We start from the raw sequence: 21,153 nt of genomic DNA on the forward strand, positions 1-21,153 counted from the left end.
GAGGTCGCCGGTCGGCCTTGATGCGAGGGGAAGAAACTCGCCCATTCCCGTTCGAAGAAATCCCAGTCGATCAAGGCAGCGAGTCTCACCAGTTCATGCCGGGCGTCGATCATGTCCACCAGCCGCGGGCGGAGCAGGTCATCTTGTTCAGGGGCGCGGGAATGGGGCTTCATTGGCGACCGGGAATTGCAGGGTTTCTGGCCAAAGCATACGAAACCCTGCAATTTAAAGCGAACCAAACCGCAGATTCGTTACGAAAAATCAAAGCGTTCTTGGTTGTTCAGACCGGACTGATTGGCCCAGCTGGTCGCGGCCAAAGCTGCCGAATTCCTCGGGGCCATGGATGGCAAAGCTGACGCCGGGACCGCCAAGCAGATGGGTATTAGGCAAGCCCGGTTCGTCCGAAATCGGCGCAAAGCATCCGACATGGCCACTCATGGCGAAACGGTGGATTTGAATCCCGTGTGCGTCAGGGTGGCAATCTCGCGGCGGATGAAGCTATGCGAGGGCCGAGGAGAGGTCTTGACGGATATATCCGATTCGCAAGGGCGGACACCTTGACAGCCTGCGCTATTCAAAGGTCATTTCTTTCGAAACGACCCTATCGGCTGGAATATGCGCAAATGCACCAGTCGATTGGCGAAACTGATCCGATTATAAGCGCAGTCATAAAATTGACTAGCGATTCGCCCAATCTTGGGCACTATCCATAAAGACAGATTGTTTTGGTTTGGAGGTCACACTGATCGGCATCCTGACATTGGGAGTCGCCATCGCGGCTATGACCACGATTGCGGGCGTGGTTCTCTTGGAACTTTCGTTCTGGGCGGCCTTTCTGCTTTATATGCTCAGTGGAACAGTCGCGACGCTTTTCATCGGCTGGCGCAGGTTTCGCTGTGTCGAAGAGCATGAAACTCTGGGGCGCAGCTAGCGCCCGCAGAATGGTCAGTAACCGGTGCAGCGCATGACCACGCCCACGGTGCGCAGGATAATGGAAAGATCATTCGAAAAACTGAGATCTGTTGCATAAGTCGCGTCGAATGAGGCGCGCGCGGCAAAGGTGCTGTCGTTGCGATCCGAAATCTGCCAAAGACCGGTGACCCCCGGACGAAGGTGAAAGTAATCGGCGCCGGGGTAAAGCCGAGCTTGCTCGACCATCATAGGACGAGGACCGACGATGCTCATGTCGCCGCGAAAGACGTTCCAAAGCTGCGGCAACTCATCGAGCGAGCTTTTGCGGAGAAAATGGCCCAGTCGGGTGATCCGGGGATCGCTCTTGAGCTTTTGCGTGGAATCCCATTCAGCTTTCGCCTCTGGGTTGATGGCAAGATAATCCGCCAGCTTCCTGTCCGCATCCTCGACCATGGTTCGCAATTTCCACAATCGAAAGGCGCGACCCGAGCGGCCAACGCGCATCTGTGAGTAAAAGGGCCGCACGCCATCAGCCCGGATCAGCAGGACAAGCACCAGAATGACCGGCAGGACAATTGGCACAGCAAGCAGAATCGCGAGGAGATCAAGCGGCCTTTTTGCAAAACGGGCATAAATGGAGCGGACGCCAACAGGCTCGGACGAAAGTTCGAGTTTCTGACGGGCTGAGGCGTCGACCAGTTCCAAATGCGAAGTAACAAAGTCCCTCGACGGTCGCATCGGTAAACCTGTGTTAATCGTTAACGAGGGAAGTATAGCCCGGCATTTGAATAAAACTAGAACGAAATGCCTCCCTATCGAAAAGGATAGGTTTATTTTATTTCAACAACTTCCATCCTATCTTCCCATGCTTGCCCTGAAAAGCATATGATGCCGCGGCAAATTTTCTCATGATTACCGGGCTCAAGTCGCGCGATGCGCAAAAACAATTCCCGGTTGTTTTACGGAATGTCGCTTTTGGGATATGACTCCGGTGCAGGTCAGAGCTTTCATGGGAGTGACGCGTGTCTTTCTACCTTCAGTTTCTGGCCGAAGGCATTTCCGCGTTCTATCTGGGTCACAGTCTGGTCAGCCCCACCTTGCCCACGATGATGGATGATCTTCTGAACGCGCCGGTCGAGTATCAGATCATCAATGGCGCCCCCTTGCAGGCGCAATGGGAACATGCCTCCGAAGCCGAGGGGAAAGATGGGCTGACATGGCTGCCCGTAAACCCGGTCGATGCCTTCATTCTGACCGAACGCGTGCCCTTGGCACCGACGATCGAATATCACGCCAGCGGGGATTACGCGCTGCGCTGGATGCGCGTCGCGCTTGAGGGCAATCCCCAGGTGCAGGGCTATCTCTATCAGACCTGGGACGAAATCGACGGGGGCACATCCGGATCGACGCGTGCCTGGCGGGACCGCATCGTGGCGGATCTGCCGCTTTGGCAGGGCATATTGGACAGCGTCAATGATGGGCTGCCGAAAGGCGCGCCGCCCATGAAGATGATTCCCGCGGGTCTGGGCATGGTGCGGTTGCATGACGCGATTGCCGCCGGAGAGGTGCCGGGCGCGACAACGATTCACGATTTTTTCAGCGATGGCATTCACCCGACGGAAAGCGGGTTCTATTACATCGCGATGATCCATTTCGCGGCGCTGACCGGCACATCGCCGGACGGTTTGCCCCGTCGGCTACAGGGGCGTTGGGGTCCCTATCCGCCCGTGCCCCAGGACCAGGCCAAGGTGCTCCAGCGTCTCGCGCAGGAGACGGTCGAGGCCTATATTGCCGATTAGCGCCCGCGCGCCCAATCTTGCCGGTTTCGCCCGGCACGAACGGCCAGCGCGACGGCGCCATAGGCGGCGAAGCCCAGCGGATCCCCCGCCGCCAGCCGCAGCAACTCGTGCCGGCCGGGCCTGACATGGCCCTGTCTGGGGGGCAGTTCGGGAAAGCGCAGGGCGATTTCGGCCACGCCCTGATCCTGCCTTCTGCGCACCCGGACGAGCCTTGTGAAACCCTCGGCGATCGGCCAGGAATAGGGCTCGTCGACCAGCAGACGCTCGGCCTCGCTGAAGTGCAGACGGACGAATGTATCGTCCGAGATCACCTGCGGAAACGCGCCCCAGCGGGCCCGGCCTGCCTCGTTCACGGCAAAAAGCCCCGCGCCGGTGACGCCATGTGCCACGAAGGGCAGCTTCTGCCAGAAACGGGCGTAAGCTGCGGAAAGCAGGTTTTCGGCCGGGGCGACGCGAAGCCGACCACCCGCATAGCGCGGCTCGGCCGTATCAAGTGCCAGCACGAGCCCCGCCAAGAGCCGCGGCGACATGACAATATCTGCGTCCAGATAGATGCGGATGCCCGGCGCGGCGCAGGCGTCGCCATGGTTCAGGGCGCCGATCTTGCCTCCTTCGGCCAATTCCTCGACACGCAAGGACCAACCACGGGCTGCAAAGGCCCGGCCATGGCTGCGCGCGCGTGCGGCCGTGTCGTCTCGGCAGCCATTGGCAATCACAATGATCGCGACGGGCGGGCGATGATCCTGCGTCAGCAGGCCGCGCAGACAGGTGTCGATATAACCGGCCTCGTCATGGGCGGGGATCAGAATGGTGGTCCGCTGCATCTGTCTTTCGCCTTGCGAAGACAGGTCCGAGTAATCCGCCGCGGCAGGGCGTCGCATCAGCATCCTCGGACATGCCTCTGTTTTCAGTTGTCGCGCTCATGTCGAGGACGTTAGCATGGCCCCAAGGGCAAAGTCATGAACTCCTGCCGGCTTGCGAAGGGCGGCGCATGGGCACAGGACGAAGGGACCAGGCGATTGCAGGCCGAGACGGACAAGAACGCCGAAACCGGGGCGACGCGCGCGATCGCGACGCGGCCGCTTGGTCGGCAGGTCTCCAGCAGCTTCATCCGCCGCGAGGCGGCCCGAGTCGTTGAAAACCAGGATCATGCCAAGGCCATCGCGAATAATTTCTCGATCCTGCGCACCCGCCTGCTGGGCGAGATGCGCAGCCGCGACTGGCGGCGTCTTGCCGTCATTCCGGTGTCGCGTGGGGCAGGGGCGAGTTTCGTGGCGATCCATCTGTCCCTTGCCCTTGCGCGACAACGCAACAGCCGAGTCATCCTGATCGACCTGGACCTGTCGCGCCCTTCGATCGCGCGCGATCTGGGCATCCCCGGCTGCGAGAATCTGGGCGAGTTGATGCGCGAAGGGATGAGCGTCGCGGATATGATCATGGTGCTGGAAGAGGCCCCGAACCTTGCCGTGCTGGCCCCGTCCGGGGCCGAGTTCGATGCCGCGGAACTGCTGCAGGACGAGGAATTCGCGCCGCGTCTCGACGATCTGAGACGGCTCTGGCCGGATGCGATCGAGATCATCGATTCCGGCCCGCTGGTCGGCGAGGATTCGGGCCTCGCGTTGCTGCCGCTGGTTGATGCCGTCCTGCTGGTGGCCGATGGGCAGAAAGGAACTGCGGCAGATGTGGCGCAGGTCCAGCGCCTTCTCAAGGACACGCCGCCTGTCATCGGCGTGATCCTCAACAAATCCGAAGATTGATCCGAGGTTAGGTTTACTTGGGCCCGATACAGAACCTGCAGGATCTGATCTCGATGATTTGGCGGCGCTTGCCGCTGATAGCCACGATCATCGTGCTGGGAATCCTGATTTCCATCTATCTGATCGTCTCTGCGCCGAGGGTCTACGAATCCACGGCGGTGATCCAGGTCGATACGCCCGCCACCATCGTTCCGGGAAGCGATGCCGCATTGCCCGCCACGCGCCGGGTGCAGCTGATCGAGCAGGTTCTGACGGCGCGCGCGAATATGCTCGAGGTGATCGATCGGCTCGAATTGTTCAAGGATCTGCCGGAACTCAGCGAGACCGAAAAGATCGGCGCCCTGCGCAGCTCGATCCTTATCGAGAGCGTTGCCGCCTCGGGCAATCCCGGCGCTCCGGCCTCGCTCGCGGCCATCGTGATCACGGCGCAGGCCGAAACGCCCGCCCTGGCCGCCGCGATCGCCAATGACTTTGCCAATAGTGTGGTCAACAGGGATCGGGAGAACCGCGAGCGCCGCATTCAGGAGGCCCAGAGCTTTCTGACGACCGAAGAGCAGCGGCTGACCCGGGAACTGTCCCGGCATGACCGCGAGATCGCCGAATTCAGCAGCCGTCACAAGGATGCATTGCCCGAGGCGCAGGAAAGCCTGCGCAGCGAGTTGGCCCAGCTCGACGAGTCCGGGGCGACGCTGGATCGCTCGATCATGGCCTTGCAGCGCGACCAGTTGTCGCTGGTGGCGGGTGGGACGGATCGGCAGGGATCGCTGGTCCAGCAGATCCGGTCGGCCGAGGTCGATCTGGCGCAGACAAGGCGCGCCTTGCCGGTAGGTCATCCCGAAATCGCCCGTCTGGAAGACAATCTGCGGCGGCTTAAAGCGGGGGGCGAGGGTTCGGCGGATGTCATGTCGCGCCAAGCGACTCTGCTGGAAACCCAGTTGCAGGAACTGCGCCGCCAACAGCTGAGCATCGCGACCCGCCGAAACCAGATCGAAAAGGCCCAGGCCGATTCCCCGCAGGTGGCGCGCGATCTGGAATCCATGATGCGCGAACAGGTCCGGCTTCAGGACCAATATGGCGAAATCTCGCGCCAATTGGCGCTGATCGAAACGCAAAGCCTGCTGCTCGACAATGACCAGAGCGAGCGTTTTATCATCCTCGAACGCGCCGTGCCGCCGGAATATGCTGCCATGTCAAACCGCAAGAAGCGCGCGATGATGGGGGCGATCGGCAGCTTCGGCCTGGCCTTCGCGGCCGCCTTTTTGCTCGAGATGATGAATCCGGTGCTGCGGCGCGCGGATCAGTTCGCGCGCGTGACCGGGGCGCGCCCCGTGGTCTCGCTGCGCTACCGCAGATCGCGGCGCGAGATACTCGGGCGGCGGATCGGCATGGCTTATGTCATCCTGATTCTGATCATGGGGGCGCTGGGGGCACTTGCAATCATGGGCAAGATTCCCGGTTTAACCGCGCCCGAAGTGGCCGCCGCACCAGAAGACGGCCTGGGCTGACGTCGCGCGACACCGCCGAACGGTGGGTACAGCCTCAACGCAATTGGCGCTTTAGCCCGGCTTTCCGCTTCGTTAATGAAGCGGGGAAATGAGGAGGACGCCCATGAGCGACGACAATACCCCCCGCCGGTCCCGCATCTCGCCCGAGGAGGCGCTGGCTTATCACCTCGAGCCGCGTCCGGGCAAATACGACATCGTCGCCTCGACGCCCATGGCCACCCAGCGCGATCTGTCGCTGGCCTATTCGCCGGGCGTGGCCGTCCCGGTCGAGGCCATCGCCGCGCGTCCCGAGACCGCCTATGACTATACCGTCAAGGGCAACATGGTCGCGGTGATCTCGAACGGCACGGCGATCCTTGGTCTGGGCAATCTGGGCGCGCTGGCATCAAAACCGGTGATGGAGGGCAAGGCGGTGCTCTTCAAGCGCTTCGCCGATGTGAACGCCATCGATATCGAGCTGGATACCGAAGACCCGGACGAGATCATCAATGCTGTCAAGCTGATGGGTCCGACCTTCGGCGGTATCAATCTCGAGGACATCAAGGCGCCGGAATGCTTCATCATCGAGCAGCGTCTCAAGGAACTCATGGACATCCCGGTCTTCCATGACGACCAGCACGGCACGGCGGTGATCTGCGCGGCGGGCCTGATCAACGCGCTGGAGCTTTCGGGCAAGAAGATCGAGGACGTGCGGATCGTGTTGAACGGCGCGGGGGCCGCTGGGATCGCCTGCCTCGAACTCTTGAAATCCATGGGCGCGCGGCATGAAAACTGCATCATGTGCGACACCAAGGGCGTGATCTACCAAGGCCGCACCGAGGGCATGAACCAGTGGAAATCGGCCCATGCGGTCAAAACGGACCTACGCACGCTGGAAGAGGCGATGAAGGGCTGCGACGTGTTCCTTGGTGTCTCGGCCAAGGGCGCGGTGACGCAGGCCATGGTCCTGTCCATGGCCGAGAATCCGGTCATCTTCGCCATGGCGAACCCCGATCCCGAGATCACCCCCGAGGAAGCCCATGAGGTCCGTCCCGACGCCATCGTGGCGACGGGGCGCTCGGATTACCCGAACCAGGTGAACAACGTCCTGGGCTTCCCCTATCTCTTCCGCGGTGCGCTGGACATTCATGCCCGCGCTATCAATGACGAGATGAAGATCGCCTGCGCCCATGCGCTGGCCGAGCTGGCCCGCGAGGACGTCCCCGACGAGGTCGCCGTGGCTTACGGCCGCAAGCTGCAATTCGGCCGCGACTACATCATCCCGACGCCCTTCGATCCGCGCCTGATCCATGTCGTGCCGCCCGCGGTCGCGCAGGCCGGGATGGAAACCGGCGTCGCCCGCCGCCCGATCATCGACATGGAGGGCTATGTCCAGTCGCTGAAGGCCCGCATGGACCCGACCGCCGCCGTGCTGCAGGGCATCCATGCCCGCGCGCGTCAGGCGCAGGCCCGGATGATCTTTGCCGAGGGCGACGATCCGCGCGTGTTGCGTGCCGCTGTCGCCTGGCAGCGTGGCGGCATGGGCCAGTCGCTGGTCGTGGGCCGCGAGGCCGACGTCAAGGAAAAGCTGGAGGCCGCGGGCCTCGGGGATGCGGTGCGCGAACTGACCGTTGTCAATGCGTCGAATACCCGCCATCTCGAGCAATATCACGAGACGCTCTATACCCGTTTGCAGCGTCAGGGCTCTGACCGCGAGGATACCAATCGCCTGGCCAATCGCGACCGCCATGTCTTTGCCGCGCTGATGCTGATGCATGGCCATGGCGACGGGCTGGTGACCGGGGCCACGCGCAAGAACGCCCATGTTCTGGCGCAGATCGGCAAAGTGTTCGATGTCACCCCTGCCGATGGGGCGGTCGGCATTACCGCGGTCCTGCATAATGGTCGCATCATCCTGATCGGCGATACATTGGTCCATGAATGGCCCGAGGCCGAAGATCTGGCCGATATCGCGACCCGCGGCGCGCATGTCGCGCGTGGGCTGGGTCTGGACCCGCGCGTGGCCTTTCTGTCCTTCTCGAATTTCGGCTATCCGGTCAGCGAGCGCGCGGTGAAAATGGCGCATGCGACCGAGGTTCTGGACGCCCGCAAGGTCGATTTCGAATATGAGGGCGAGATGACCGTGGATGTGGCGCTGAACCCGGCTCAGGCGGCGAAATTCCCCTTCTCGCGCCTGACCGGCCCGGCGAACGTGCTGGTCGTTCCGGCGCGGCATTCGGCCTCGATCTCGGTGAAGCTCTTGCAGGAAATGGCGGGGGCAACCGTGGTCGGCCCAATCCTGACAGGGGTGCCGCAGCCGATCCAGATCTGCTCGACCGGGTCATCGGTCAATGACATCCTGAACATGGCGGCGATCGCGGCGGGGCGGCTGGGTCAGGTGAAATAGGGGGCTCTGCCCCCATCGCCTGACGGCGATTCCCCCGGGATATTTCGGCAAGAAAGAAGGCGCGTCCCTAGGGCGCGCTTTTTCGTTATTCGCTTGCGAAACACTCGCCCCGGTCGGCCTGACGCTGGCGCTCGCGGAAGCGGGCGCGGTCGGCTTCGGAATATTCCTCGGCGCAGCGATGGCAGCTGACGCCTTCCTCATATTCGGCGCGGGCGCGATCCTCGGCGGCGATCGGGCGGCGGCAGGCATGGCAGAGATCGAAATTCCCCTGCTTCAACCCGTGGCCAAGGCTCACGCGCTTGTCGAAGACGAAGCATTCGCCCTGCCACAGACTGTCCTGTTCGGGGACCTCCTCGAGATATTTCAGGATGCCGCCCTTGAGGTGATAGACCTCGGGCACGCCCTCGCCGAGCAGGAAATTCGTCGATTTCTCGCAGCGGATGCCGCCGGTGCAGAACATGGCGATGCGCTTGTTGTGGAAGCGATGCGCGTTCTCGCGCCACCAGTCGGGGAAGTCGCGGAAGGTCCGCGTGGCCGGGTCGACGGCTCCGGCGAAGGTGCCGATCTCGACCTCGTAATCGTTGCGGGTGTCGATCACCGCGACGTCGGGATCGCTGATGAGCGCGTTCCAGTCCCGCGCCTCGACGTAATGGCCGACCGAGGCGGTCGGGTCCACGTCGGGCTGGCCCATGGTGACGATCTCGCGCTTGAGGCGCACCTTCATGCGGCCGAAGGGCATTTCGGCGGCGGTGCTTTCCTTCCATTCGAGATCCGCGCAGCCGGGCAGGGCGCGGATATGGGCAAGCGCCGCCTCGATCCCCTCGCGGGGGCCGGCGATGGTGCCGTTGATCCCCTCGGGGGCGATGAGCAGGGTTCCCTTGACGCCCATGGCGCAGCAGGTCTTGGCCAGCGGCCCCTGCAGGCTTGCGGGATCGGGGAAACGGGTGAAATGGTAAAGCGCGGCGACGGTGAACATGGGCGCAGAATTAGTTCCGCTTGCGGTCCGGTTCAAGCTCTTGGCATTGACGGCTTGGGACGGGGACCCTACGACAGCCTGAAAAGAGGAGGACGCCATGGCGAAAACCCTGATTGTCGTCGATCTGCAGGTGGATTTCTGTCCCGGAGGCAAGCTCGCCGTCGCGGGCGGTGACGAAATCGTCGCTCCGATCAATGCGATGATGGATGATTTCGAACATGTGGTGCTGACCCAGGACTGGCATCCGGCGGATCACGCAAGCTTTGCCGACAACCATCCCGGAGCCATGCCCTTTTCGCTGACCCAGATGCCCTATGGCCCGCAGGTTCTGTGGCCCGCGCATTGCGTGATCGGCACCGAGGGCGCGAACTTCCATCCCGAATTGCGCCTTGATCGTGCCGAGGCGGTGATCCGCAAGGGCTTCCGCAAGCATATCGACAGCTATTCGGCCTTTTTCGAGAACGATTATTCTACCCCCACTGGCCTGACCGGCTATCTGCGCGAGCGCGAGATGGAGGACCTGTATTTCGTCGGCCTCGCGCATGATTTCTGCGTCGCCTGGTCGGCGGTCGATGCGGCGCGGCAGGGTTTCCGCGTCAGCGTGATCGAGGCGGCGACGTGCGCCATCGACCTCAATGGCTCGCGCGAGATCGCCCGCGAGAACATGCGCCAAGCCGGGATCAGCCTGCTATGATGACGCCAACGGTCGATATCGCGACGCGGGTCTATAACCACAAGTGGAAGATCGACCCGATCGTCCGCTCGCTGATCGACACGGATTTCTACAAGCTTCTGATGTGCCAGTCGGTGTTCCGCAACCGACCGCACACGAATGTCACCTTCAGCCTGATCAACCGCACAACCCGCATCCGGCTGGCCGAGTTGATCGACGAAGGCGAGTTGCGCGAGCAGTTGGACTATGTCCGTGGACTGTCGTTGACGCGTGGTGAAAGCACGTGGCTGCGCGGCAATACATTCTATGGCAAACGCCAGATGTTCCGCCCGGACTTCATGGAGTTTCTGGAAAACCTGCGCCTGCCTGCCTACCATCTGGAAAAGCGCGACGGGCAATATGAGCTGACCTTTGAGGGGCGCTGGCCCGAGGTCATGCTGTGGGAGATCCCCGCGCTTGCGATCATCATGGAGCTGCGTTCGCGCGCCATCCTCAAGGAGATGGGCCGCTTCGAATTGCAGGTGCTCTATGCCCGCGCCATGACCCGGCTTTGGGAAAAGATCGAAAGCCTGCGCGAGTTGGGTCCCGATCTGCGCATCGCCGATTTCGGCACGCGTCGTCGGCACAGTTTCCTGTGGCAGGATTGGTGTGTGCAGGCGATGATCGAGGGTCTTGGCAAGTGCTTCACCGGGACCTCGAACTGCCTGATCGCCATGCGCCGCGACATCGAGGCGATCGGCACCAATGCCCATGAGCTGCCCATGGTCTTTGCCGCCCTGGCCGAGAGCGACGCGGAATTGCGCGAGGCCCCTTACCGCATCCTCGCCGACTGGCACGAAGAGCATGACGGCAATCTGCGCGTCATCCTGCCCGATACCTATGGCACCAAGGGATTTCTGCAGCACGCGCCGGATTGGCTGGCGAAATGGACCGGGATCCGCATCGATTCCGGCGATCCCGCCGAGGGGGCCGAGAATGCAATCGCATGGTGGAAAAGCCGGGGCGAGGATCCGCGTCAGAAGCTGATCATCTTTTCGGACGGGCTCGATGTCGAAAAGATCAAGGAGCTGTTCCACCGCTTCCACGGGCGGGTGAAGGTCAGCTTTGGCTGGGGCACGCTACTGACGAATGATTTCCGCGGGCTGGTGCCGGGCGACGGGCTTGCGCCGTTTTCTCTGGTCTGCAAGGCGGTTGCGGCCGAGGGCAGGCCGACGGTCAAGCTTTCGGACAATCCCGAAAAGGCGACCGGGCCTGCGGACCAGATCCAGCGCTACCGCCGCGTCTTTGACGTGGGCCAGCAGCAGCGGCTGGATGTGGTCGTCTGAGCCTTACAGCCGGTCGCGCCAGCGGTTGACCAGCGGATAGCGCCGGTCCAACCAGAAGGCCTTGGTCGAGATGCGCGGGCCGGGCGCGGCCTGATAGCGCTTCCATTCGCTACCATAAAGGAGGGTCTCGACGCGTTTGACGGTCTCAGCATCGAAGCCCTGCGCGACAAGGTCCTTCAGTGCCAGGTCCTTCTCGACCAGACCTTCGAGGATCGCGTCCAGCACCTCGTAGGGCGGCAGGCTGTCCTCGTCCTTCTGGTCGGGGCGCAGTTCGGCCGAGGGCGGCTTCGAGATGATCTGCGGTGGCACGACCTCGCCCGCCGGACCCATCATCCAGTCGCGATGGTTTTCATTGCGCCAGCGGCAGGTCTGAAAGACCCGGGTCTTGTAGAGATCCTTGATCGGGTTATAGCCGCCCGCCATGTCGCCATAAATCGTGGCATAGCCGGCCGCGACTTCTGACTTGTTGCCGGTGGTCAGAAGCAATTCCCCGAACTTGTTCGAGATCGCCATCAGCATCACGCCGCGCAGGCGCGACTGGATGTTCTCTTCGGTCGTGTCGGGTTTGGTCCCTTCCATCAGATGGGCCAGCGCCTCGCCCACGGCATCGCGCGCGCCCTCGATATGGACGGTGTCGAGCCGCGCGCCGAGGCGCGTCGCGGCGTCACTGGCATCGTCGAGGCTGGCCTGCGATGAATATTCGCTGGGCAGCATCACGCAGCGGACGTTGTCCGGCCCGATCGCGTCGCTCGCGATGGTCGCGACCAGCGCCGAGTCGATCCCGCCCGACATGCCCAGCACGACCTTGCGAAAGCCCGACTTGCGCATGTAGTCGCGCAGGCCCAGCACCATCGCGTGGTAATCCTGCTCCCATTCATCGGGGTGGTGATCCATGCGACCCGGCACGGCGCGCCAGCCCTGTGGCGTGCGCTCGAAATCCAGATGCTCGATCATCTCGATGAAAGGCGCCATCTGCATGACCTTGACCGCGCCGCCATCCGGGCCGGGATTCAGGGCGAAACTGCCGCCATCATAGATCTGGTCATCCTGTCCGCCGACCGAGTTCAGATAGACCAGCGGCAGGCCGGTTTCGACCACGCGGCCGACCATATGGCCCATGCGCAGGTCCAGCTTGCCCCGGTGATAGGGGCTGCCATTGGGCACCATGAGGATCTCGGCTCCGGTTTCGGCAAGCGTTTCGCTGACCTCGGGCCACCAGGCATCCTCGCAGATCGGGCTGCCGATGCGCAGCGGGCCGATGCGATAGGGGCCGCTGATCGGGCCGACATTGAAAAGCCGCCACTCGTCGAAAAGCTGCTTATGGGGCAATTCGTGTTTCAGGACCCGCGCCACGACCTTGCCGTCCTGCAAGATCCAATAGGCGTTGTAGAGCCGGTCACCCTCGGCATAGGGGCCGCCGATCCCGATCGCGGGGCCGTCCGCGCAAGCCAGGGCAAGCTCTTCGATCCGGGCCATGGCCTCGCGGGTGAAGCCGGGTTTCAGCACCAGATCCTGCGTCTGGTAGCCGGTGATGAACATCTCGGGCAAGGCCAGCATATCGGCCCCCGCTTCCCGCGCCTTTGCCCAGGCCTCGCGCGCCTTGGCGGCATTGCCCGGCAGGTCGCCCACCGTGGGGTTGAGCTGTCCAAGGGTGATGCGGAACCGGTCGGCCATGGGATCGTCCTTTCGAGATTGCCGGAATTAGATAGGCCAGACCGTGCCAAAGGAAAAGTCGGCCTTTGCGCGCGGGACGCCCTTGCGGTAAACCCGCCCAAAAGAACCACGAAGGCAGAGGCGGAACCCATGAAAGCAGCCATTGTCGCTTGCGCGATGATCCTGGCGGGCACGGGTATGGCCGGTGCCCAATCCGTCGTGACCAAGCAATATGACGACGGCGGCGTCTATGAAGGGACGTTCCGCAACGGAAAACAGCATGGGCGCGGCACCTATACGCTGCCCTCGGGCTATGCCTATACCGGCGACTGGGTCGAGGGCGAGATCCTGGGCCAAGGCCAGGCGACCTTCCCCAATGGCTCGGTCTATGAGGGCGCGTTTGCCAAGGGCAAGCCGCATGGCAAGGGCAAGATCACCTATGCCGATGGCGGCACCTATGAGGGCGACTGGAAGGACGGCCAGATCACCGGGCAGGGGGTCGCGCGTTACGCGAATGGCTCGGTCTATCAGGGTGGTTTTCTCAATGCCGTACATGACGGGCAGGGCGTTCTGAGCCAGCCCAATGGCTATCGCTACGAGGGCCAGTGGCGGATGGGTGCCAAGGAAGGCCGCGGCAGGATCACCTATCCGGACGGCGCGAGCTATGACGGCGAGATGAAGGCCAACCAGCGCGCCGGACGCGGCAGGCTGACCATGCCGGACGGGCTGATCTATGAAGGGGGCTGGTCCGGGGGCCAGATGTCGGGCGAGGGCAAGCTGACCGAGCCTTCGGGCGATGTCTATGAGGGACGCTTTGGCAATGGCCGCCGCGAGGGGCGCGGTGTCGTGGTCTATGCCAATGGCGACCGCTACGAGGGCGATTTCCGCACCGACCTGCGCTCTGGAATCGGGACATTCACGGCGACGGACGGCTATGTCTATGCCGGAGACTGGCGGGAAGGCCGGATGGAAGGGCTGGGCCGCATCACCTATCCCGATGGCTCGAGCTTCGAGGGTTCTCTCGCGGATAACCTGCCCGAAGGGCGCGGCCGGATCACCTATCCCGATGGCGCAAGCTATGAGGGCGAATGGCGCGCCGGGGAAATCGAGGGGCAGGGCGTCGCGAAATATGCCAACGGGCTGGTCTATGAGGGCGGCTTCAAGCGCGGCCGGAACGAAGGCCAGGGGCGCATGACCTATCCCGATGGCTATGTCTATAACGGCGCATGGCGCGACGGGCAGCGGCACGGCCAGGGGCAGGCCACCTATCCCGACGGCACGACCTATGACGGCGCTTTCGTCGCCGGGCTGCGGCATGGCAAGGGCCGTCTGATCGCGCCGAACGGCTTTCGCTACGAGGGCAACTGGACCAAGGGCGAGATGGATGGCGAGGGCGTCGCCACCTATGCCAATGGCGATGTCTATACCGGCCATTTCGCAGCCGGAAAGCGGCAGGGGCAGGGCGTGATGACCTATGCGACCGGTCAGGTCGCGGCGGGGGAATGGCAGGACAACCGCTTGGCGAAACCCGCCCCGCAGACCGGTCCGGACGGCGCGGCGGATGCCGAAGCCCCGCCCGACCAGCCGGTCCCGGCCGAGCCGGCGCAAGAGCCTCCACCCGCCTGACGCCTCAGGTGATCAGGCCGACATGGCTTTCGGGCCAATGCGCAAAGGGTAGGACGCGGCCATTTTCGCGGCTTTCCCGCACCCGGTCCAGATCAATCCTTGCCTTGACCCATCCCGCCCGGTCCATCTCGCCCTCGGCCAGAATACCGCTTTCCGGCCAGACCCCGTCCGAGGGCGCATAGATTGCGGCCCTGCCGCGGTTTTCGTCGATGGCGGGGTTCCAGTCGCAATCTCCGACGGTCGGTGCATGGACCACGACGCATTGGCTTTCCAGCGCCCGCGCCATGGCCCCGATCCGCACGCGGTTGAAACCCGCGACAGTGTCGGTGCAGGAGGGCGTCAGGATCAACTCGACCCCGGCCTCGGCCAATTGCCGCGCCAGCAGGGGGAATTCGCTGTCATAGCAGATCAGGATGCCAAGACGACCGATCGCGGTGTCAAAGACGCGCAGGCCCGGCGCGCCGACGACGTGCCATTCCTCGCGTTCAAAGCGGGTCATCACCTGCTTGTCCTGATGCCCGATCCGGCCCCGTGGGCCGATCAGCGTTGCGCGGTTGAAGGGCCTTTCCCCCACAAAGAACGGTGCCGATGCGGCAAGGATATGCAATCCATACCGCGCGGCAAGTTCCTCATGCAGTGCGATCCGCGCCGCTTCATGGCGCGCCACCTCATGCAGGGACGCCTCAAGATCGCCCGCGATCCCGGCCCCGCCGAGCGAGGCGAGTTCCATCGCCCCATACTCGGGAAAGACCAGCAGGTCGCAGTCCGAGGCCGCCTCGACCCAGCGCGAGAGCTTGGCGCGATAGGCGTCGAAATCCTCGAACCAGTCAAAGCTGTAGGCGGCGGCGGCGATCTTGATTTCGCGTGTCACAGGCTTTTCATCCAGAATTGCAGGGATTTGCGTGTCTCGGACTCGGCGTCCACGTCCTTCCAGTCGAAATGCGCGATCACGCCCGGCAGGGGGGCATAGCCGCGCTTGCGCCAGAATCCGTCCAGCGGGCGGTAATCGGCGGGGCGAAGCGGGTGATCCTGGGACCGCTCGACGCTGCAAAACGCGCTGTAGCGGCGGCCAAGGGCGCGCCCCTGCGCCTCGCGCCCGTCGAAGAACACATGCCCAAGCCCGCGCCCGCGATATTCCGGCAGAAGGAGCGATTCCGCGCAATAGAAAATATCGGTCAGATTCTCGGGCCGCCCGGCAAAGGCCTGCCTGAACCCTTCGGCGTGATCCTCCATCGGCGCGCCGGTGGCGGCCCCCACCATGCGCGTACCGTCATAAGCCGCGACGACAACGGCGCCGGGGGCGAGATAGGCTTGAAGGTAGTCGCGCTCATGCGCCAGATCCCCGTCATAGAGATAGGGCCAGTCCCGGAACACCGCGATCCGCAGCCCGGCCAGATCGTCGATTACCGGCGCGACGGCCGCGCCGGTCAGAACCCGCGTCGTGATCATGCCGAGACCTGCGCTGTCCAATCGGCAAGATTGTAATAGGTCGTCACCCGCGCAATCTTGCCGTCTCGGATCGAAAAGAACGTCCCGGCGGGCAGCACGTATTTCTGTCCCCTTGCCTCGGGAAGCCCGTCATCGGTTTTCAGATAAGTTCCGTTGACCACGAACTCCGCCGCAGCCCGGTCGCCCGCATCATTCGCAAAGATGGTGATGTCGGTCAGTTCTTCCTTGTAGGAATCCGTCATATGGGCATTGAAGGCGCGAAACAGATCCTTGCCGCGACGGATCTGGCCTTCGTTGACGTGGTGCTCGACCTCGTCATGCAGATAGGTCAACATTTCCTCGGTCCGGCCCGCGTTGAAGGCAGCGTAATAGGCGGCGATCAGGTCTTTGGTCTGCATGGTCTTTCCCCGTCGGTACATTGCGACTGTGTTAGCGCGGGTGGCGCGGGGCGTCACCTCCCCCCTTCGGCTGAGGGCGGCCATTCCCTTGCCGACGGCGCTGGTGTAGCCATTCGGGCAGGAAACCGGAGACCTGCCATGTCCATATCCCCCGCGCGCCAGATCGATTGCTTCAAGGCCTATGACATTCGCGGACGGCTGGGCAGCGAGCTTGACGAGGATGTGGCATGGCGCGTCGGCCGGGCCTTTGCCCAGCTGCGTGGCGCGCGCGAGGTGATCGTCGGACGCGACAGCCGCGCCACCTCGCCCGCTTTGGCCGCGGCTCTGATCCGTGGTCTGACCGAGGGCGGTGCGCATGTCCGCGATCTTGGCCTGGCCGGAACCGAAGAGATGTATTTCGCCACCGCCCATTATGGCGCGGATGGCGGGATCGAGGTGACGGCCTCGCATAATCCCATCGATTACAACGGCATGAAGCTGGTCGGCCCGGGGGCTGCACCGCTTGATCCCGAGACCGATTTCGCCGATCTGGCCGCGCTGGCGCGTTCGGGTGATTTCAGCAGGGCCGCGCCCGGCCAGGTCACGCCCTTTGCGCAGGCGCGACAGGAATATGCCCGCGCCGTGGTTGATTTCGTCGACATCGCGGCGCTTCGGCCGATGACCATCCTCGTCAATGCGGGCAATGGCACGGCCGGCCCGACATTCGACGCGATTGCGGATGAGCTTTCCCGGCGCGGCGCGCCTTTGCGTTTCATCCGCATCAACCACGAGCCGGATGCGGATTTCCCCAATGGCATTCCCAATCCGCTGCTGCCCGAGAACCAGCCCATGACCTCTCAGGCCGTTCGGGCGCATGGTGCCGATCTGGGCGTCGCATGGGACGGGGATTTCGATCGCTGCTTTTTCTTTGACGGCCAAGGGCGTTTCATTCCGGGCGAATATATCGTGGGGCTTCTGGCCACGGCCTTTCTGGAAAAGCATCCCGGCGAAAGGATCGTGCATGATCCCCGGGTCGTCCTGAACACCCGCGCGATGATCGCCGAAGCCGGAGGCGAGGCGGTGCAGGCCCGTACCGGCCATGCCTTTGTCAAGACGGCGATGCGGCGCGAGAATGCGATCTATGGCGGCGAAATGTCGGCCCATCACTATTTCCGCGATTTCGCCTTTGCCGATAGCGGGATGATCCCGTGGCTTCTCGTGGTAGAGTTGTTGTCCCGCAAGGCTCAGACGCTGGAGGAAGTTCTGGCCCAGCGGATCGCGGCCTATCCTTCGTCCGGCGAGATCAATTTCCGGCTGACCGATCCCGAGGCGGCCATCGCGCGCGTGCTGGAGCGGTTCGCCGGGGCGGCCGCGACGCGCGACGATACCGACGGGATCAGCCTGGAATTCGCGGATTGGCGCTTCAATCTGCGGCGCTCGAACACCGAGCCGGTTGTCCGGCTGAATGTCGAATCGGTCGGCGATGCCGCGCTGGTCGAGGCCCGTGCCCGAGAGATCGGCACCTTGCTGAACATGGCGTGATCGCGCCTCGCCGGGTGGCCCGGAACGGAAATCCGATTTAATCGGGGTGCCGCAAGGCGCGATCGGTTGCGTCTTGCGCAAGCGCTCTGCCAAAGCGCTGGGGTCAGGCAGGCCCGATCAGTCCCCGACCACGTCCGGAGGCACGCGCAGGATGGCCTCGTGCATGGCGATGGCCTCGTCCAAATTGTCATAGACATGCAACTGGCCGCGATCCAGAACCGCGCCCATATTGCACATCTGCCGGATCATCGGCATGGAATGGCTGACCACGATCGCGCCCGAACGGCTCATCCGGTCGTTGAAGACGCGCTGCGACTTGGCGCGGAAATCCGCATCTCCGACGCTCGTGACCTCATCGACCAGATAGGTGTCGAAATGGATCCCCATGCTGGTCCCCATCGCGAGGCGCGATTTCATCCCCGAGGAATAGCTTTGGAAGGGCTGGTGATAATGCTGCCCCAGATCGGCGAATTCCTCGACATAAGCGACCAACTCATCGGTATCGACGCCGTAGATCCGGGCGACGAAGCGCACATTCTGCGCCCCGGTCAGTTCGGGATGGAAGCTGCCCGCGAAGCCGACCGGCCATGAGATCGTCCCGGTCGAGACGATCCGTCCCGATGTCGGAGAGACGGTCCCCGCAATCATCCGCAACAGGGTGGATTTTCCCGCCCCGTTGCGCCCCAGCAGGGCGACAGAGGCGCCGGTGGGAAAGATCGCGTTGATATTGTCCGCGACAAGGTTCCTGCGCCCCCTGAGGCGATAGAGCTTCGTCAGATTTTCCAGCCGGATCATGGCTCAGACGCGGTCACGGATGCTGTAATAGATCAGGGCAAGGATCGACCAGACCGACAGCAGAAGCCCCAGCCCGACGACCAGCAGCCAGGGCCGGTTCGGCACGACCGAGCTTTGCGCGACCTTGGGTTCGATATGGGCGGCAAGATACCTGGATTTGCGCCGCGCTTCGGCAAGGGCGGTCTCATAGGCGACGCGCGCCGTGCGATAGGTGCCTTCGGCGAATTCGCGATCGACCATCAGCTTTTCATATTCCGCGACAAGCTGCGAATAGCTCTCGCCATCGGGGCCCTTGCCTTGCTGGCCGAACTTGCCGCGCTCGGTCTCGATCAGGTTTCGCAGGGCGTCGATCCTCTGCTGCGACTTGATCACGCGGTGATCATCGGGCTTTGCCGTCTCGGTCAGCACGTCATGGGCCACGAGCGCCTCGGCCAGTTGCGTCTGAAGCCCGGTCAGGACGCCCATCTGGCTGGTCAGATCGGCCTCGGGATCGACGATCATGGTGCGCATCCGGAACTGCGTCATCGCCTGACGGCTTTGCGTCACGGCGTCGCGCGCGGCTTCAAGCTCGGTCTTGGCCAGCCGGGTCGCATCGTCGCGGGCAATGGCGGAAAGCGCGTTGATCTTGTCTGAACTGGCCTGAAACGCGGCAGCGGCGATGCGTTGCGCATCCTCGGGCGAAAAGGCGTGGACGTTCAGCGTGATGAGGTTGCTCGACGTATCGTAAAGCACCTTGACCTGCCATTGCCAATAATCGGTCAGGTCCTCGACATGTCCCTTGGGATCGAAGGCAAAGATGAAATCCTGCGGCCAGTCGCGCGAAAACCGGCTGCGCAGATCAAGCTCGGCGTCGATCCGTTCGACCATGTCCTGGCTGCGGATATATTCGTAAAGCACATCCGTATCCGATGCGCCGGCCGCCCCGGTCAGGGGCGCAAGTCCGCCCAGCAGGTCCACCGCCGGCGACAGTTCCTCTTTATGGACCGAAAAGCCCACGGTCGAGACATATTGGTCCTGGGCCCGGGTCCAGAGATACCATCCCCAGAAGGCGCCCGGCAGGACGACGAGCAGCAGAAAGGTCAGAAGCAGAAACCAGTGGCGGCGACGGGCATAGCTGGTGGCGACGGTCGGACGGATCGGCGGGGTCTGCGCCGGTCCGGCGGGGGGCATGGCCGGGGTTCTGGCCGGCACGGGTTTTGCCGGGACCGAGGCGGGAACCGGTTTGACCGGGATGGGCTGCGGCGCGGATCTCGTCTCGGAAGCCGGGCTCGAGGGCAGGGGCCGCACGCTTGCGCGGGCAAGCTCGGAGACGTTCTGGATCGGCGCCTTGGCCGGAAAGGGACGGGCCACGGACCGAGCGGTCGCGCTTTGCTGCGGCGCTTCGCGGGGCGCGCCTTCGGGCGCAATACCTGCCGATTGGGCCTCGGGCAGGGGCTTGCGGCCTGTCGCGTTGGTGGTGTCGTTGGGGTTGCTCACAGCCGTCGCGCTTTCGCTGGTTTACCTTTTTCCTTCAGTTGATACATAGTGCGGCCCATCTAGACCAGCCTTTGTGATCATATGTCCGAACGCGCAAGCGACCATCCCTCGCCGCAAAGGCCGCGCATGACAAAGCCGCGGATGCTGATGCCGCGCATTCTGGCCGCGCTGGTGCTGCGCGAGATGGCGACCACCTATGGGCGCTCGGCGGGCGGATATATCTGGGCCATTCTCGAGCCGGTCCTGGGGGTCGCATTGCTGACCGTGGTGTTCAGCATGGCCCTGGCGCGGCCGGGACTGGGGACGAATTTTCCGCTGTTCTACGCCACCGGCTTCCTGCCCTTCATCATGTTCAACGACCTGACGAACAAGGTGGCCTCCTCGATCCGATATTCCCGGCCCCTGCTGGCCTATCCCAATGTGACTTTCGTCGATGCCCTGTTGGCGCGTCTGATCCTGAACGCATTGACGCATATCTGCGTTCTGGCGATCGTGGTGGGAGGGATCTTCCTGTTTTACGGGCTTCCTGTCGTCATCAATCTGGCCGAGATATTCGAGGCGCTGCTGATGATCGTCATGCTCTCGGCGGGGATCGGCACGGTCAATTGCTACCTGATGACCACCTTTCCGATCTGGGAACGCGTCTGGGGCATCATCACCCGTCCGCTCTTTCTCGCCTCGGGGATCTTCTTTCTCTATGACATGATGCCGATGGCGGCCAAGCAGATCCTGTGGTTCAACCCGCTGCTGCATTGCACCTCGCAGCTGCGCAAGGGATTCTACCCGACCTATGAGGCAGAGTTCGTCTCGCCGTTCTTTGTTTTCGGCGTGTCCACGCTGCTTCTGGTCCTGGGCCTGCTGTTGCTCGCGCGCAACCATCGCGACCTTCTTGAGCGATGACC

At 63.2% G+C, this 21,153-nt stretch carries 20 protein-coding genes; 10 read left to right on the plus strand and 10 right to left on the minus strand.

Going from position 1 to position 21,153, the window contains the following annotated elements:
- A partial coding sequence (locus ESZ60_RS13310) for a transposase (RefSeq protein ID WP_483414161.1) occupies window positions 1–173 on the minus strand: 173 nt, incomplete at its 3' end.
- Window positions 174–730: 557 nt separating this feature from the next.
- Here ESZ60_RS13310 and ESZ60_RS13315 point away from each other — a divergent pair.
- Window positions 731–931, plus strand: coding sequence for a hypothetical protein (locus tag ESZ60_RS13315; protein ID WP_134681225.1), 201 nt, complete (start codon window positions 731–733; stop codon window positions 929–931).
- Between the two features lie 14 nt (window positions 932–945).
- Here ESZ60_RS13315 and ESZ60_RS13320 read toward each other — a convergent pair whose 3' ends face one another.
- Window positions 946–1,650: a sugar transferase gene (locus ESZ60_RS13320; protein WP_134681226.1), complete on the minus strand. Its 705-nt coding sequence runs from the start codon at window positions 1,648–1,650 to the stop codon at window positions 946–948.
- A gap of 284 nt (window positions 1,651–1,934) precedes the next feature.
- Here ESZ60_RS13320 and ESZ60_RS13325 point away from each other — a divergent pair, with 284 nt between their 5' ends.
- Complete coding sequence (locus tag ESZ60_RS13325; protein WP_134681227.1) at window positions 1,935–2,711, plus strand: hypothetical protein; 777 nt, start codon at window positions 1,935–1,937, stop codon at window positions 2,709–2,711.
- Here ESZ60_RS13325 and ESZ60_RS13330 read toward each other — a convergent pair.
- Window positions 2,708–3,535, minus strand: a complete 828-nt coding sequence (locus ESZ60_RS13330; RefSeq protein WP_134681301.1) for a glycosyltransferase — start codon at window positions 3,533–3,535, stop codon at window positions 2,708–2,710. The genes ESZ60_RS13325 and ESZ60_RS13330 overlap by 4 nt on opposite strands.
- Window positions 3,536–3,670: 135 nt before the next feature.
- Here ESZ60_RS13330 and ESZ60_RS13335 point away from each other — a divergent pair, with 135 nt between their 5' ends.
- The 3 genes from ESZ60_RS13335 to ESZ60_RS13345 all read left to right on the plus strand — a co-directional run bounded on the left by ESZ60_RS13335 (window position 3,671) and on the right by ESZ60_RS13345 (window position 8,359).
- The gene (locus tag ESZ60_RS13335; RefSeq protein ID WP_245155692.1) at window positions 3,671–4,468 is read left to right on the plus strand and encodes a CpsD/CapB family tyrosine-protein kinase; all 798 of its coding nucleotides are present in this window, start codon (window positions 3,671–3,673) and stop codon (window positions 4,466–4,468) included.
- Window positions 4,469–4,485: 17 nt separating this feature from the next.
- Entirely contained in the window at window positions 4,486–5,973 is a 1,488-nt protein-coding gene (locus tag ESZ60_RS13340; protein ID WP_245155693.1) for a GumC family protein, read from the plus strand.
- A gap of 103 nt (window positions 5,974–6,076) precedes the next feature.
- The gene (locus tag ESZ60_RS13345) at window positions 6,077–8,359 is read left to right on the plus strand and encodes an NADP-dependent malic enzyme (protein WP_134681228.1); all 2,283 of its coding nucleotides are present in this window, start codon (window positions 6,077–6,079) and stop codon (window positions 8,357–8,359) included.
- A gap of 85 nt (window positions 8,360–8,444) precedes the next feature.
- Here ESZ60_RS13345 and trhO read toward each other — a convergent pair whose 3' ends face one another.
- Entirely contained in the window at window positions 8,445–9,335 is an 891-nt protein-coding gene (gene trhO / locus ESZ60_RS13350; protein WP_134681229.1) for an oxygen-dependent tRNA uridine(34) hydroxylase TrhO, read from the minus strand.
- A 97-nt stretch (window positions 9,336–9,432) separates the two neighbouring features.
- Here trhO and pncA point away from each other — a divergent pair, with 97 nt between their 5' ends.
- Together pncA and pncB are read left to right on the plus strand one after the other, a co-directional pair.
- Entirely contained in the window at window positions 9,433–10,029 is a 597-nt protein-coding gene (gene pncA, locus ESZ60_RS13355) for a bifunctional nicotinamidase/pyrazinamidase (protein ID WP_134681230.1), read from the plus strand.
- Window positions 10,026–11,333, plus strand: a complete 1,308-nt coding sequence (gene pncB / locus ESZ60_RS13360) for a nicotinate phosphoribosyltransferase (protein ID WP_167620150.1) — start codon at window positions 10,026–10,028, stop codon at window positions 11,331–11,333. The genes pncA and pncB overlap by 4 nt, the downstream gene beginning before the upstream one ends.
- Window positions 11,334–11,336: 3 nt before the next feature.
- Here pncB and ESZ60_RS13365 read toward each other — a convergent pair whose 3' ends face one another.
- Window positions 11,337–13,007, minus strand: a complete 1,671-nt coding sequence (locus ESZ60_RS13365; RefSeq protein WP_134681231.1) for an NAD+ synthase — start codon at window positions 13,005–13,007, stop codon at window positions 11,337–11,339.
- 129 nt (window positions 13,008–13,136) lie between these two features.
- Here ESZ60_RS13365 and ESZ60_RS13370 point away from each other — a divergent pair, with 129 nt between their 5' ends.
- Window positions 13,137–14,612: an MORN repeat-containing protein gene (locus ESZ60_RS13370; protein ID WP_134681232.1), complete on the plus strand. Its 1,476-nt coding sequence runs from the start codon at window positions 13,137–13,139 to the stop codon at window positions 14,610–14,612.
- A gap of 4 nt (window positions 14,613–14,616) precedes the next feature.
- Here ESZ60_RS13370 and ESZ60_RS13375 read toward each other — a convergent pair whose 3' ends face one another.
- The 3 genes from ESZ60_RS13375 to ESZ60_RS13385 are packed head-to-tail and all read right to left on the minus strand — an operon-like array spanning window position 14,617 to window position 16,459.
- Window positions 14,617–15,471 (minus strand): carbon-nitrogen hydrolase family protein, encoded by an 855-nt coding sequence (locus ESZ60_RS13375; RefSeq protein WP_134681305.1) that lies wholly within the window; start codon window positions 15,469–15,471, stop codon window positions 14,617–14,619.
- A gap of 8 nt (window positions 15,472–15,479) precedes the next feature.
- Entirely contained in the window at window positions 15,480–16,061 is a 582-nt protein-coding gene (locus ESZ60_RS13380; protein WP_134681233.1) for a GNAT family N-acetyltransferase, read from the minus strand.
- Window positions 16,058–16,459: a ketosteroid isomerase-related protein gene (locus ESZ60_RS13385; protein WP_134681234.1), complete on the minus strand. Its 402-nt coding sequence runs from the start codon at window positions 16,457–16,459 to the stop codon at window positions 16,058–16,060. Before ESZ60_RS13385 ends, ESZ60_RS13380 begins: the two co-directional genes overlap by 4 nt.
- Before the next feature lie 138 nt (window positions 16,460–16,597).
- On the opposite strand from ESZ60_RS13385, the gene ESZ60_RS13390 reads away from it, so the two are divergent.
- Entirely contained in the window at window positions 16,598–17,980 is a 1,383-nt protein-coding gene (locus ESZ60_RS13390; protein ID WP_134681235.1) for a phosphohexomutase domain-containing protein, read from the plus strand.
- A gap of 117 nt (window positions 17,981–18,097) precedes the next feature.
- Here ESZ60_RS13390 and ESZ60_RS13395 read toward each other — a convergent pair whose 3' ends face one another.
- Together ESZ60_RS13395 and ESZ60_RS13400 are read right to left on the minus strand one after the other, a co-directional pair.
- Window positions 18,098–18,775, minus strand: a complete 678-nt coding sequence (locus tag ESZ60_RS13395; protein ID WP_134681236.1) for an ABC transporter ATP-binding protein — start codon at window positions 18,773–18,775, stop codon at window positions 18,098–18,100.
- Window positions 18,776–18,778: 3 nt separating this feature from the next.
- Window positions 18,779–20,251: a KpsE/RkpR family capsule polysaccharide export protein gene (locus ESZ60_RS13400; protein WP_245155694.1), complete on the minus strand. Its 1,473-nt coding sequence runs from the start codon at window positions 20,249–20,251 to the stop codon at window positions 18,779–18,781.
- 126 nt (window positions 20,252–20,377) lie between these two features.
- Between ESZ60_RS13400 and ESZ60_RS13405 the strand changes: the two genes are divergently transcribed.
- Window positions 20,378–21,151, plus strand: coding sequence for an ABC transporter permease (locus tag ESZ60_RS13405; RefSeq protein WP_245155695.1), 774 nt, complete (start codon window positions 20,378–20,380; stop codon window positions 21,149–21,151).
- Window positions 21,152–21,153 lie beyond the last annotated feature (2 nt).

It is taken from the genome of Paracoccus ravus, assembly GCF_004522175.1.
In the GTDB taxonomy this organism is placed as follows: Bacteria; Pseudomonadota; Alphaproteobacteria; order Rhodobacterales; family Rhodobacteraceae; genus Paracoccus; species Paracoccus ravus.

Bases quoted from the DNA above. Each gene is read 5' to 3' on its own strand.
- ESZ60_RS13380 (WP_134681233.1), bottom strand. From the start codon at position 16,061: ATGATCACGACGCGGGTTCTGACCGGCGCGGCCGTCGCGCCGGTAATC.
- pncB (WP_167620150.1), top strand. From the start codon at position 10,026: ATGATGACGCCAACGGTCGATATCGCGACGCGGGTCTATAACCACAAG.
- ESZ60_RS13385 (WP_134681234.1), bottom strand. From the start codon at position 16,459: ATGCAGACCAAAGACCTGATCGCCGCCTATTACGCTGCCTTCAACGCG.
- ESZ60_RS13390 (WP_134681235.1), top strand. From the start codon at position 16,598: ATGTCCATATCCCCCGCGCGCCAGATCGATTGCTTCAAGGCCTATGAC.
- pncA (WP_134681230.1), top strand. From the start codon at position 9,433: ATGGCGAAAACCCTGATTGTCGTCGATCTGCAGGTGGATTTCTGTCCC.
- trhO (WP_134681229.1), bottom strand. From the start codon at position 9,335: ATGTTCACCGTCGCCGCGCTTTACCATTTCACCCGTTTCCCCGATCCC.
- ESZ60_RS13395 (WP_134681236.1), bottom strand. From the start codon at position 18,775: ATGATCCGGCTGGAAAATCTGACGAAGCTCTATCGCCTCAGGGGGCGC.
- ESZ60_RS13365 (WP_134681231.1), bottom strand. From the start codon at position 13,007: ATGGCCGACCGGTTCCGCATCACCCTTGGACAGCTCAACCCCACGGTG.
- ESZ60_RS13330 (WP_134681301.1), bottom strand. From the start codon at position 3,535: ATGCAGCGGACCACCATTCTGATCCCCGCCCATGACGAGGCCGGTTAT.
- ESZ60_RS13345 (WP_134681228.1), top strand. From the start codon at position 6,077: ATGAGCGACGACAATACCCCCCGCCGGTCCCGCATCTCGCCCGAGGAG.
- ESZ60_RS13370 (WP_134681232.1), top strand. From the start codon at position 13,137: ATGAAAGCAGCCATTGTCGCTTGCGCGATGATCCTGGCGGGCACGGGT.
- ESZ60_RS13405 (WP_245155695.1), top strand. From the start codon at position 20,378: ATGACAAAGCCGCGGATGCTGATGCCGCGCATTCTGGCCGCGCTGGTG.
- ESZ60_RS13320 (WP_134681226.1), bottom strand. From the start codon at position 1,650: ATGCGACCGTCGAGGGACTTTGTTACTTCGCATTTGGAACTGGTCGAC.
- ESZ60_RS13335 (WP_245155692.1), top strand. From the start codon at position 3,671: ATGAACTCCTGCCGGCTTGCGAAGGGCGGCGCATGGGCACAGGACGAA.